Below are 12,610 nucleotides of genomic sequence, written 5' to 3'. Positions count from 1 at the left end.
ATGGCCTCGCGCAAACGGCCTAGTACAACATCCCGCAATTACTTTTAATAATTGATTGCATGGCCTGACCGGCCTGAAAAATCCGTGTGTCAATCGCCAGCCAGTACACACGCGACGCCGATCGCGGTACCCATCATTCGGATCCGAAACGCCGAGCAGAGGCTCGATGTGATCCTCAATGCGCGCCCGTGCAGTCTTCCGGTAGATCAGGCCTTCTTGGTATAGCCGCTGCACCATCCCTTGCTGTTGACTTGCTTTCCGCCGAACAGTGCACACGGGCCAAAGGCGTCGCCCGCCTTACCCGAATACAGCGAGCAGTTGCTGCACATTGAGCCGGCCACGTACTTTGACCCGTACTTGGCCTTGTCGATCTTGGTCGCGTCTTCCTTGTAGCCGAGCGCTACCGCGGTCGGGTCGCTTTCGCTAACGTGCGGTGCATCGGCGAACGCCTGGCGCGAGAGGGCGAGCGCCGAAGCGGCGCCAAGACTCGTAATCAGAAACGTGCGACGAGACTGGTTCATTGGGGGATTCTCCAGGTGTTGTGTTGGACCCGTTTGGCAGGGACCTTTACTGCCGCCGTTTTGCGACAGCGGCAACGCGCAGCATACAACGAAGATCGTTTGTGGCACTGCCGTCGCTGCAATGAAAAGAATAACGCCGCGGCCCGCTCCCGCAAGTGTGCGCCTCCTCTCGTCCTCGCCCAGAATCCGCGCCTCTCGTCCGCTCAGGCCGATCCGGGAATGTTTTCGCAATCACGCTGCGCGATCGCGAGGCACGCCGTCAAGCGGAGCGGAACAAACTGGCGGCTGGAAGGTATGGCCCTGAATTTTGCCAAGCCTGCGTGATCATGGACGAAGAACCGGGTCGGGTGCGACCGCTTCCCGCCAGCGCGCACTGGCGCCGGCGTGCACTACGAACGAAATACGGAGCGCCCTACTCGCACCGGCACCCTGGGTTGAAGCCGGGCAGATAGCGGGCACGTTTTCAGGAAACGGGTTCAACTGAATGGACCAGCCATTGAGGGCGATGCGGTTGCGGCGGCGAAAAAAAGCCCGTCTTGAGGAACGGGCCATCCAGGATAAACGCGCACTGCTGGGGAGGAGCCCCTTGAGCACGATAGGAGGTAGTTTGTGCAGGCGCAATATGTGGCGGGCGAATTGTCTGAAAGATGCTAAATCCCCACCCTCTCCTACCATCCTTGATGCCCGCTGAACTGATGGCAAGGTGCCGGTGTTGTGGTCGTTCCAAACCCCTCAAGGGTTCGCGGGGCCTCCCGCCAATTGGAAGCGTGAAGTCGTTCCGTCGAGACGCGTGCCTCCTCCAGGTCTGTGACGACCGGCGATGCTGGAGTCGACCGCGCTGCCGGTCAACGGGCAGTGGCCAGGGAGGTGAGTCGACCGCCTGAACACTTGTTGTGAGTTCTTGTATGTGCGCCGCCGGTTGCAACTTACAGGAGAGACCTCGCCGAGACTTCCCGGGACTACGCCTTGCTGCCAGCCAGATTCCTGCCCCGTAGCGTCGTTCGTAGTGCCATCGAGCATGGCTCTCCGGACTGCCCCGCTACCATACCCACAAGGAGGCTGTAATGAGCAGTGTTTCTGGAGAACGAGCAGTCGCATCGCAGAGAGCCGGTATCGAAACCCTGTCCGATGTGTGGACCAGGACGTTTGGCTGCATCGAAAAGTTGACGGAACTTAATCTGCGCGCGTGCAAATCGACGCTCGCCGAAAATCAGGCAATCGCGGTTGCGGTGTTGTCAACCAAAGATCCGCAGGAGCTATTCGCATTGCAGGCAAAGCGGACGCAAGCCGCGATGGATGAAGCGCGGTCGTACTGGCGGCACGTAAGCAACATCATGTTCAACACGCAGGCCGAACTGGCCGCGACCGCTGAGGCGCAATTCAGGCAGCGACAGCGCGACGCGCAAGCGTTTGTCGACACAATCGCAACCAGTGTACCGGTCGGAAGCGAAGCCGCTGTGAATGCCTTGCAATCAGCAGTTACGGCCGCCAGTGAGGCGACAAATGCAACGATTCAAGCAAGTAAAAAGGCCGCTAAACAGGCGCTGGAAATCGCAGAGAATAACGTAGCCGCAGCGGCTTCCGCCGCAAACGGCGCGAGCAGACAGGACGTTGAACAAGAGAAAGCTGCCGCGAAAAAATGAGGGGTCATGGACGCGCTTTGACCGCCATCGTGACGAGCCGCGCCGGTGACGAAATCGATGCCGGAGAGTAAATGCGGCCCGGAGGCATCCACCGGGCCGCGAGAAGAATAGCATCGGTCATGCGTGGAGTCGTATTCACCGGAGATGTCATGGACGACCAATTTGACAGACGCGAGCTGCTACTTCACCTCGGTGACATGTTCGAAGCGTTGAGCTGTCTGGCCAAGACCGGTCGGCCGGACGCGCCGGCGGCCCAACTTGCGAAGGAACAGGAATCCTTGCAGGACTTCGAGTTTCTCCGTGCGCTTGCACCGAACATGACCGGGGCCGAGTTCGGCGCACGCGTCGCGAGCGCGTTTTTCCTACGGCCGAAGGAACTGCTCGAGACAGAGCTCAACCGCAACGCGCTTGCCTCTACCGTTCAGCATGACCTCTTTGACGGCAATCCCTCCGGCTGGAAAGCCTATGTCGCCCATATGCAGAAGAAGGTAAGCTGGTTTGGCACCGGGCTTCCCGCGATGAAAAGCGGCGCTTCGAGCAAACCGGCGCACACTGAAGCTGAGGACGCGAGTCCGGTCGAGGCGTCAGTCGAAACAGCACCGCTCGCTGAGTGGGATGCACCCGACGAGAAAAAGGGATGGCCCTGGCCCCAGCCAGGTTCGACGTCCTGATGCAATGCGTGCGGCTGCAGCGCCGCTGATCGCCGCCGGAAGCGACACAGCGGCTCATCATTGGAATTTTTCGAACGTGTACGGCCGACGCTCGCCGGCCCTTCCCGCGTTTGTCTGCTGCCGGTGCATGTCGACGCTCAGATCGCAGAGCATACGCCGTCAATGTGACGATCGCGATACAGCGCCGTCGTCCTTAGCCGCCAGCCCCCGGAATCGCAACATATGTCGGTGACGCCTGCCGCGATCCAGAGGCGAGTGCCTGCCGGCAGGCCGATCATCGCGACAACTCCCGGATCAGCAGCCGCGGCGGGCGGCTTGCCACCGAACTGGAGGATCTGACCGGACGATCCCCATCTTTCGCCAGCGTCCGTCGCCGGCTGGGCCGTCTGGTCGGACGCACCACGAGGTTCCGTGTAGACTACGATTGTGGCCAGCACTGGCCCTTTCATCTGATAACTGAGCCGTATGGACGCGATCAGTCCCGCTATCGTCGCCACCGGAACGCCCAAAGAGGTGGATGAGTTTTTGGTTGACGCGCTCTGGAAAACGCGCTTCGGCATACTGCCGACCGGCCTCGTAGTGGAATGGGCTGCGTTGCTTCATCAGCGCGGGGAAGAGTTTGCATCTCATGCGTCTACCTGTCACTACTGGCTATACGATCGTCTCGGAGCGTTTCCGCACCTCGGCCCTCCGAGAGGAGCGAAACAGGCCATTCCGTGAACAACGTCGCGGCGACGGCCCGGGTCAGGGAGTCGCGCGAATCGCCAACGTCCTCAAGTTCCTAAGCGGTCCGCGGCTCGTCGTGGTAGAGGCCGCCCGTCAGCTGATGAGCTTGGTCGAGCGACTAATTGGACATAGCCTTAGGTATTGAGCGAGCGTGCTATTTCAAGTGCGAACTGATTTCGTGCCTGAGGCCGGCATCGACGCAGCGTGCGGTTCCGGCGCGCTGTCGCGCCACGACGCAGGTGCCGCATTACCCGATCAGACGGCATGATGACGCGACGACTGAAAGAAAGAGGCCAGGCGTCCCGCTGCTGGCACTCCTGATAGACGCCTGGCTCTGTAGACAGTTCGGCGCTGTCCGTACAAGGCGCCGGGCTGGCAGTTCTGAAACAGCCCCATGCGGGTCCTCAGAACTGCGTCTGAAGAGCAGCATCCCGCATGCCCGATGTGCTCAACGACTGTCGAGTATGGACCGCTGCGCTCATCGGCGGCTATAGTGCCGCGCGACTGACCGGCCATTCGGTAGCGCCGAACGAACCCTCTCTTCACTGCTGAGTACCGTCCAATTGCATATTCCGCGCTTCGCTGCTGCAGTCCGATGTGTCCGGTGGACTTGACCGTCATGATGGACAGCCCGCACGACATTCATGGCCGTAAAACTCATGATCATGAAGCATGACCTGGAGGTGGTGCGTGCGCCTCTTATCCAGCATTACCTGCATTGCCCGTCGGGTCCAGGGACGTCGTCATTGCGTAGTACCAAGTTCCTGTCCCGCGTCCGCAGCGCAATGGAAAATGCTTCCAGAGACAATAGGACCGTATCGCGCTTCGGTCCTTCGGGACGTCTGGCAGGGGTCGGTCAATTCGCTTTAGCGCTCCATGCAGACTGTGACGACCGTAGCACTGTGGAAAAGCGGTAGCGACCGAACACGTATGATCGCTGCAACCGACGTGGCACGCTTCGCGCTTATCGGTGGTGGATGCGAACCACACGGCTGCGGAGGCACTCGTGACCCGAAAGGTCGGCAATTCCACGCGTTGTCCATCACCCGACGGGCGTCAGGCGCGGCTTGCGGAAATTCGCAACCGCAAAATGACACGCTCGGCGCACGCATACGTTCGCGGTAACACCACGAACTTTTACTCGTGGCTAGACAACCTGCAGCCCGGAATAGTGCCCGAGGGACCGGCCATATGGATCTGCGGCGACTGTCACGTCGGCAACCTCGGTCCGATCGCGGATGCTGCGGGAAATGTCGCCATCCAGATCCGCGATCTTGATCAGACCGTCATCGGCAATCCGGCGCACGACCTGATCCGGCTGGGCCTTTCGCTGGCGACTGCGGCGCGCAGCGCCGATCTGCCGGGCGTCATCACCAGCCATATGATGGGCGCGCTGATTGACGGATATGAACAGGCAATCGACCCGAGCCGCAGCGATGCTGTGCGGCGCGAACAGCGGCCGGCCGTTGTCCGTGTTGCCATGAAGGAAGCCCTCGATGCTGGTCGAACTGCCTGGGGCTGGCTGCCACTTCAGCCTGACAGCCTCCTGACCCAGTGGTTCCACCGGCGCTTTGCCGGTGGCGGCAAGCGCATGCAACGCGTGGGCATCGTGGCGTTGGCGAGGCGCCTGGCCATCGCGCCGTGGCGCTATCTCGAGCACGGCGAGGTCCCGACCGGCGCTCGCTCAAGCCGGCAGCTGCCTGAAATTCCAGGCAGCACGCAGCCGCACGCAACGCCTTCGCCCGCAACACGTCATCATGATCCACGGTCGACGCGCCCGGAATGTCAGCGGGTCACGGCACCCGTGACGATCCGTAGAGATGGGGCGCGCCCATAAACTGGGTTTGCCAGCGCGCCTTGCGCGCATGCTTGGATAACGCGTTATGATATTAGTACTCCACAGGAATGGTGGGTCGGGCGCGAACCGGAGACGCGATTTTGGAGCGTCGATATCGATGCGCTAATGCATCGCACTGGAAGGGAAAAGTCGGACGATCTTGGCGGATGAATATCTTATGGATGAACGGAAGCGGGACTGCATGGTTGCGTATCTCCGCCACCGCATGCAGGAGTTCGGCATCAAGCCGGATGACCTGGCATTAGTACTGGCGAGCGACCAGTCGAAACAGAAACACGCTCGCTATCGCAATGCGAAAGGCGAGGTGTGGAGCGGCGAAGGGGAAATGCCGCAATGGCTCAGGCAGGCAATTCGCGCCGGGCAATCATTACAGCACTTCGAATTGTCGGCGCAAGCGGCGGCACCACAGATGGATAAAACCGTCGACAGGAGTGGTGACCCGTTTGCGGGAAGTCCGCTGGCGCGACGGGATGGTCATTAGCGGTCGTGTCTTTATCTCTGCCGCATTCGGCAGTTGTATTCCATGCTCTCCAGAATTTCAGATGAGTTTGGTTTTGGGAAATCCGACCTGCGCGCGGCGAAAATTGGCAGCAGTCGGGGAATCGCTTCGGATCAACCGTTGGTGTCGACCCACTCGCGAGCCCACGCTATGCGGGCCGCCATCGCTTCTTCTTCCGTTTGAAAAAACTCAAGGACGCCGTTGGTCCCAACGGACCCGGGCGGATGCAACGTTGAGGTCGAAACGCCACTGAATGGGCGCCCCAGAACACGGACGGCTTGCAGACAGTTTGCCCGCTTACGGTTTGGTGGGAGATTCCGGTCTGCGAATGGCTAAGGTCGCTGTCCAGACGGGAACTTCCAGTAATGCAGGCCGCTGGTTGCGCGCATGAAGATAGACGCGCTGACGTTCTGTCAATGCTATCCGTAATCGGCTATTTTTGCCCATCCCCCGAAAACTGAAAATCCTCCTCAAATCTTTTCCAGGCAAGGCATTCCGGGAATGCGCAGTAGGAAAATCGCCGACCAAACTATGTTGGAGACAGGGAGTCGAATTCCTGCAAGACATGCCGCAAATCCCCTGCTGCGTTCGCTATTCGGACTGGGCGGATCCTCCAGCAATCGATGGAGCAAGGCTTTCAGGTCAGAGACGTAGGCAGGTGCCCACGGCTGAGCGGATGCAATAGCCCGAATCAGGGCACGGTACTCTCCGTACTGTTCGGAGGCGATCGCCGCGACAACTTTCATGGTGAATTCCATCGGTTCGACGTCCGCGTCGACGCTTACCCTGACCAGATCGGAGCAGGCCTCGTCGAAAACGCAGCTGACTTCCCATCCCTCTTCGGTCGTACGCTCAAAGATTGTTCCGGCCAGCGTGAAGAGCTGCCACATCAGATCCGGCGCAAGATCGGGCGCCGCCGCGGAAACATTCGAGGCAATTGTGACCCGCATGGCGTCGAGCTCCTCGGCCAGTTCGCCCACCTGCTCTGCGTCGAGAAATGCCGTTTGTGCGCCAAACTCGCTGACCCACTGGCGAACGGCATCCGCAACGTTTTCGCCTTTTTGTGCGGACAGCTCGAATTGCAACCGACGACGCATGGCCGGGTTCGTCATAGCCGCCTCGGCCAGCAGCGTCGCCAAGCGTCCTGGTCCGACAGCCGCCAATGCTTTGGCATCGATCGGATTCTCCTCGTTCGACGTTGCTCCTCCTGCAGAATGAAAGCCGCTGAGGCCACGGTTACGGTGAAATGGTGGATCGCTCGGTTGTGCTACGTTCGGCAACGCAACTCAAGGCCCGCCCGCAGCCAGCAAGCTGACGCTCAGGCAAAGCGAAACTCTGATTCCCACTTGCGCGCGTTCAAGAATATAAACTCATGTCCGCCTCGCACCGCCTCTCGATCCTCACACGTGCCGAAATCGACGAACTGTATGCGTTGCCGCGCTTTACCGACGAAGACCGGCACACGTACTTCGAGCTCGGCAACGCCGAACAGCAGCTCGTCCGGGCGCGCACACTTCCGGTCGCGGTCCACCTCATCCTGCAACTCGGGTACTTCAAGGCCAGATTCCAGTTCTTCCACTACGACCCGCCGGCCGTGGCAGATGATCTGCGCTACATCGTCGCGCGGCACTTCCCCGACGAAGCGCCTCCCGCCATAGCGATTCCTTCGGCACCGACGCGCCGCGCCCTACAGCACAGCATCCTTGATCTGTTCGGCTTTCGGCTATGCGAGGGTGCCACGAAGGCCGACCTCGAAAAGCGGGCACGGCGCCTTGCGAGGCTTTCCACACAGCCCGCCTTCATCCTGCGCGAATGCCTGCAGTATCTGAAGCACGAACGTGTTGTCGCGCCTACCTACTCATTCCTGCAGGACATGGTTGGGCGTGCGGTCGCTGCGGAGCGCCAGCGCGTCTCGGCGCTGCTCGAACGTGCGCTCACCAGGTCAATCGCGCAGCAGCTCGATGCGATGCTCGAGGTCGACGACTCGATCTATCAGGTGACGCTCCTCAAGCGCGAACCAAAGGACTTCAGCTACAAGGAACTGCAGCAGGAATCCGAACGCAGAGCGTTCTTCGCACCGCTTTACGCATTCGCCCAGCGGTTTCTCGACGCCACCGGCATCTCCGCGGACAGCATCCGCTACTATGCCTCGCTCGTCACCTTCTACACCGTCTACAAGCTGCGTCGCATGGCCCCCGGCGTCGCGCGCCTGTACCTGCTGTGCTTCACCTGCCACCGCTTTCGCCAGGTAAACGACCGCCTGATCGAGGCCTTCATCTGTCTCGTCAACGACTACGAGCAGACTGCGCGGCAGGCTGCGGGCGAGGCGGCGCAAAACGCGCTCACCGAAGCGGGCACTCACCTGAAAGCCGCGGGTGAGGTCCTGCGCCTGTTCGTCGACGGCTCGATTCCATATAATGCCTCCTTTGCCAGCGTGCGCCAGAGAGCTTTCGCGTTGCTCGCGCCCGAACGCATCGAGACCGTTGCACAATACATGTGCAACGTCACCTTCGATAAGGCCAGCTTCGAGTGGTCACGCTATACGGCGCTCTCACACGCGTTCAAACGCAATCTGCGGCATCTGTTTGCCGAACTGGCCGTGGCCGGCCGCGTCGAAGATACGCCGTTGCTCGAAGCCGTCGACTTTCTGCAGGAGTGCCTGCGCGGCGGCACGCCACTTCGACAGTGCAATCCATCGTCCTTCCCCACGGCGTTCATCCCGAAGACACTCAAGCCCCATCTCTATCACCCCGGATCCGGCAAGGCGAAGCGGCTCGATGTGGATCGCTTCGAGTTTCTCGTCTACCGGCTGCTGCGCAACGCACTTGAGGCAGGCGACGTCTTCTGTCACGACAGCAACGAGTTTCGCCGTTTCGAAGACGACCTGATCAGTGACGCGCGCTGGCGGCACAAGGACGCCATTCTCAACGAGCTCAACCTGCAGGTCCTGCTCGCGCCCGTCGCGCAGACGCTTGCCGGTTTGCATGATGACATCGAGCGCCTCCTCGAACATGTCAACCATCACATCGACGGAGGCGACGATCCCTACCTCAGGGTTCGGCACCAGGGCGGCAAGCCTCGCCTGAACCTGGGCTATCCGGAGCCCGATGAGAACGTCAATCACGCCTTCTACGGCCAGATCCCCAGCATCGACATCGCGCGGCTGCTCTGGTTCGTTGCCGTTCGCACCGGCTTTCTCGAGGGATTCACGCATGTGCTCGACCGGTACGTCAAACACGAGGCCGATCCACGGGAGCTCCTCGCCTGTATCATCGCAATGGGCACCAATATGGGGCTGCGCAAAATGGCCGAAGTCTCGGGCCTCAGTTACGCCGCGCTCGTGAGTTGCGCACGCAATTATCTTCGCGTTGAAACAGTGCACTCGGCCAATGATGCGATCAGCAATGCGACTGCGGAGCTGCCCGCCTTTCACCTCTTCAACATCGGCGACCAGATCCATTCAAGCAGTGATGGCCAGCGCTTCGAGACCCAGTTCGATACCTTCCAGGCTCGCCATTCGCCCAAATACTTCGGCCTCGACAAGGGTATCAGCGCAAACACCGCCGTCGCTAACCACGTGCCGTTCAACCTGACCGTCTTCGGCGCTAACGAACACGAGAGCCATTACGTGTTCGATCTGCTCTACAACAACACCTCCGACATCCGCCCACAACTGGCATTCCACCGACACGCACGGCACCAACCAGGTGAACTACTGGATCCTGTATGCATTCGGCTATCAGTTCGCGCCGCGCTATCGCGACTTTCACAAGAAACTTGCCGGCCTCGTTGGCCGTCATGCACCGGGTCACTACGGCAAGTGGCTCATCAAACCCTCGCGCAAATCCAATGACGAAATGATCATCCGTGAATGGCCCGCCGTCCAGCGGATCATGGCCTCGCTCGGCCAGAAGCAGGTCTCGCAGGCCACCATCGTGCGCAAGCTCGCGAGCTACAAGCGCCAGAACCAGACGAAAAAGGCGCTGTGGGAGCTCGACAACCTCTGCCGTACACGCCACATCCTGCAGTTCATCAACGATGTCGGCCTGCGTCAGTCAATACAGAAGGCCCTCAACCGGGGTGAAGCGTATCACCGGCTGCGCCGCGCCGTCGCCTTCGTCAACGGCGGCAAGCTGCGCGTGCACACCGAGGCCGAGCAGCAATTGTGGAACGAGTGCGCGCGCCTCATCGCCAACGCCATCATCCATTACAACACCACGCTGCTCTCGCGGGTTCACGAGCAGAAGCGTGCCACGGGCGACGAGGCCGCGATGGCGTTCATCGCCAGCATGTCGCCAGTCGCCTGGCGGCACGTCAACCTCTTTGGCGCCATGGATTTCGGCGCCGCGACCGCGCCAGTCGACATCGACGCGCTCGCCTCGTATTACGCCGACCCCGAGTACTGGGCCCGCATGCTGCAGGCGGCAGCCGACGAGGAGGATGAGGACGGCTGACACCCGACTTTCAGGACGCCAGTTCCGCCATTCATCTCGCCCGGGAAGCCTTGTCCGTGAGGGTCTAAAGGAGATTTTCACTTTTCGGGGGTTGGGCGAAAATTGCCAAGATGTCCCACAGAAACGGCCTGCGCACAATGATCACCGGCCCGACGCGTGTGGAGCAACCCCGCAATGAGTACCTGCGAGATGACCCGAGACCTCAAGGATGTCAGACTCTGCCAGGATCCCAACGACGTGACCGCGCCAGTCGAGAACCGGCAAGCAGGGACTCCGCTCGTTCATCAGGAGGGAAAACGCGGTCCCCAGGGTATCCGTTTCTCCAACCACATCGACTTCCGCGAGCATGACATCGCCGACGCAACGCGGGTCAATACCCGCTTCCGGGCAGTCGTCGCAGCCGGCCATCAAATCTTCGCGGGTGACCAGTCCCTGGAGATCCTGATTGCCGTCAACCACCAGTAGAGCACACAGGCCATTGCGCTCAAGCAGTTCCAACGCCGCGCCGATAGGCGCATCGTGCAATATGACAAATGGTGCACGCATGACCTTTGCACAACTGATCCGACTCCATTCGTCGCGGGAAGCCTGGTCCCGCCAGGAGTTCGTCAGCTCGCTCAGCCGCGAGCCGTTCGGCAAGTCTTGCGGCAGTTCGCGTCGTCGGCCCCGCCTTCTCTTTCTGAAAGCGACACGAATCCACCGACGAATCGTTTCCAGATTTGTTGACATTGCAGCCATTCCGCCCGTCCGCGTCAGTTACATCATGTGCAGTCGCAGCACCGAAACCGTTGACCGATCAGCACGTCACGCTCCACTGATTTGGACAGAATCGACATATGGGCGCAATTGGGATTCATCCCCTACCGGGGCGGATGCCACCAACTGGACGCGATAGACCATGCTGCATTTGCGTCGAGAAGGTCGTTGAATGCTCGCCATTCGCAGGCAAATATCGAGACCAAGGTCTACGCTGTACTGTAGCGTAGCGTCCTTTCGCCTGGCGGCTCCTGGACGAGTTCAGCTCGCTCAAGCCTATTTCTCCTCCCCCGTTTAACGCGATCTCCGTGCCAGCCAGCAACTGAAGGCACGGCTTGAAATCGGCCGTGAACCTCTGCCTCATGGAAAGAAGCGTCGCATTGGCCTGGAGCGGGTAGTAATGTAATGCGAGGAGCTCGCAATTCGCATCATCTGCTTGACTGTCCCTGGTTTGCGCGCACACTCCACGCTGTATGGACCGCCCTCAAAACGGAGCTCGATGATGCCCAGGCCTTTTCAGCAGTGGAAAGTATTGCCCCATGGCAAGCTCACCGAAGTCGACGAAAACGTCCTCACGGTGACTGGTGAGCTCCATATGCCGCTTGCCGACCTTCCGCGACGCATGACCGTGGCGCGTTTGCACGACTCGCGACTGGTCGTATTCAGCGCAATTGCGCTTGATGAGGTCGAGATGATGGCACTCGAGGAATACGGACAGCCCGCCTTCCTGGTGGTGCCCAACGACCATCATCGGCTTGACGCGAGAGTCTGGAAAGAGCGCTACCCGTCGATGCAGGTTGTTGCGCCAGAAGGTTCCCGGGCGAAGGTGGAAGAAACGGTGCATGTCGACACGACTGACCCAAGCTTCGGCGATCCGGATGTGCAGTTCGTGACCGTTCCTGGAACGCGTGGACATGAGGCGGCGCTTGTGATACGTACGCGGCATGGTGTGACGCTGGTACTGAATGATCTCGTTGGCAACATTCGCGATGAATCGGGGTTCGGTGGCTGGCTGCTGCGGATGATGGGATTTGCGGGAGACGCGCCGCACATCCCGACGCCGGTGAAGCTGGTCCTCATTGAGGATAAAGAGGCACTACGCGTGCAGCTCCTGCAATGGGCAGAACTTGAGCCGCTGAAGCGCATTCTCGTATCCCACGGTTCACCCATTGAAGATAATCCGAATCAGACCCTGCGCGCTCTGGCGAACTCACTGGATTAGCCGTTCGCGCAAGTACCCGGCATGGCCGCTACGATCTGCGTCAGAAACTTGGCCGCGTGCTGCCGAACACGCCGGCCTCCCGATTATCGGTAGCACGAACGGGTCGCATCAGTAAGGCACTTTTGGTACGCCTCCTGGCAGTCTTGCGCGCACCGTCTCTGCTGTTCTGCTACGTTATCGGATCCGTTCGGCCGTCCCGAAGCAGTGCATTGACAGCGCGCGAGGGTGGAATTGCACGTGCTCGTCTGAACCGATATACA

The 12,610-nt window shown here is 60.3% G+C and carries 8 protein-coding genes and 2 pseudogenes; 7 read left to right on the top strand and 3 right to left on the bottom strand.

Annotated features, from left to right (window positions below; translation table 11 throughout):
* Positions 1–206: 206 nt before the first annotated feature.
* A complete protein-coding gene (locus SB822_RS42430; RefSeq protein ID WP_410857481.1) occupies positions 207–521 on the bottom strand; it encodes a high-potential iron-sulfur protein in 315 nt (104 codons plus the stop codon).
* 1,064 nt (positions 522–1,585) lie between these two features.
* Here SB822_RS42430 and phaP point away from each other — a divergent pair.
* The 5 genes and pseudogenes from phaP (at position 1,586) to SB822_RS42405 (ending at position 5,900) form a co-directional block, all read left to right on the top strand.
* On the top strand, positions 1,586–2,164 hold the full coding sequence (gene phaP / locus SB822_RS42425) for a TIGR01841 family phasin (protein ID WP_410857480.1): 579 nt from the start codon (positions 1,586–1,588) through the stop codon (positions 2,162–2,164).
* Positions 2,165–2,313: 149 nt separating this feature from the next.
* Complete coding sequence (locus tag SB822_RS42420; RefSeq protein ID WP_410857479.1) at positions 2,314–2,835, top strand: hypothetical protein; 522 nt, start codon at positions 2,314–2,316, stop codon at positions 2,833–2,835.
* A 465-nt stretch (positions 2,836–3,300) separates the two neighbouring features.
* Complete coding sequence (locus SB822_RS42415) at positions 3,301–3,555, top strand: hypothetical protein (RefSeq protein ID WP_410857478.1); 255 nt, start codon at positions 3,301–3,303, stop codon at positions 3,553–3,555.
* A 1,012-nt stretch (positions 3,556–4,567) separates the two neighbouring features.
* Positions 4,568–5,077, top strand: a pseudogene (locus SB822_RS42410) (DUF2252 family protein); the annotation flags it as partial.
* Positions 5,078–5,576: 499 nt separating this feature from the next.
* Positions 5,577–5,900 carry an H-NS family nucleoid-associated regulatory protein gene (locus SB822_RS42405; protein ID WP_410857477.1) on the top strand — a complete coding sequence of 108 codons (324 nt, stop codon included), beginning with the start codon at positions 5,577–5,579 and terminating at the stop codon, positions 5,898–5,900.
* 488 nt (positions 5,901–6,388) lie between these two features.
* On the opposite strand, the gene SB822_RS42400 is transcribed toward SB822_RS42405, so the two are convergent.
* Complete coding sequence (locus tag SB822_RS42400) at positions 6,389–7,057, bottom strand: DUF6880 family protein (RefSeq protein ID WP_410857476.1); 669 nt, start codon at positions 7,055–7,057, stop codon at positions 6,389–6,391.
* 233 nt (positions 7,058–7,290) lie between these two features.
* Here SB822_RS42400 and SB822_RS42395 point away from each other — a divergent pair.
* Positions 7,291–10,372 (top strand): annotated as a pseudogene (locus SB822_RS42395) (Tn3 family transposase).
* 141 nt (positions 10,373–10,513) lie between these two features.
* Here SB822_RS42395 and SB822_RS42390 read toward each other — a convergent pair.
* Positions 10,514–11,101 carry an HPP family protein gene (locus SB822_RS42390; protein ID WP_410857475.1) on the bottom strand — a complete coding sequence of 196 codons (588 nt, stop codon included), beginning with the start codon at positions 11,099–11,101 and terminating at the stop codon, positions 10,514–10,516.
* Positions 11,102–11,627: 526 nt separating this feature from the next.
* Between SB822_RS42390 and SB822_RS42385 the strand changes: the two genes are divergently transcribed.
* Positions 11,628–12,350, top strand: a complete 723-nt coding sequence (locus SB822_RS42385) for a hypothetical protein (protein WP_410857474.1) — start codon at positions 11,628–11,630, stop codon at positions 12,348–12,350.
* Positions 12,351–12,610 lie beyond the last annotated feature (260 nt).

It is taken from the genome of Paraburkholderia sp. SIMBA_054 (assembly GCF_046534875.1).
Classification (GTDB): Bacteria; Pseudomonadota; Gammaproteobacteria; order Burkholderiales; family Burkholderiaceae; genus Paraburkholderia; species Paraburkholderia hospita.
The sequence above is the reverse complement of the archived record's forward strand: the minus strand, read 5'-3'. Positions and strand labels throughout refer to the sequence as shown.

Excerpts from the sequence above, each read along its gene's own strand:
- SB822_RS42430 (WP_410857481.1), bottom strand. The coding sequence starts at position 521 with ATGAACCAGTCTCGTCGCACGTTTCTGATTACGAGTCTTGGCGCCGCT.
- phaP (WP_410857480.1), top strand. The coding sequence starts at position 1,586 with ATGAGCAGTGTTTCTGGAGAACGAGCAGTCGCATCGCAGAGAGCCGGT.
- SB822_RS42420 (WP_410857479.1), top strand. The coding sequence starts at position 2,314 with ATGGACGACCAATTTGACAGACGCGAGCTGCTACTTCACCTCGGTGAC.
- SB822_RS42415 (WP_410857478.1), top strand. The coding sequence starts at position 3,301 with ATGGACGCGATCAGTCCCGCTATCGTCGCCACCGGAACGCCCAAAGAG.
- SB822_RS42405 (WP_410857477.1), top strand. The coding sequence starts at position 5,577 with ATGGATGAACGGAAGCGGGACTGCATGGTTGCGTATCTCCGCCACCGC.
- SB822_RS42390 (WP_410857475.1), bottom strand. The coding sequence starts at position 11,101 with ATGTCAACAAATCTGGAAACGATTCGTCGGTGGATTCGTGTCGCTTTC.
- SB822_RS42385 (WP_410857474.1), top strand. The coding sequence starts at position 11,628 with ATGATGCCCAGGCCTTTTCAGCAGTGGAAAGTATTGCCCCATGGCAAG.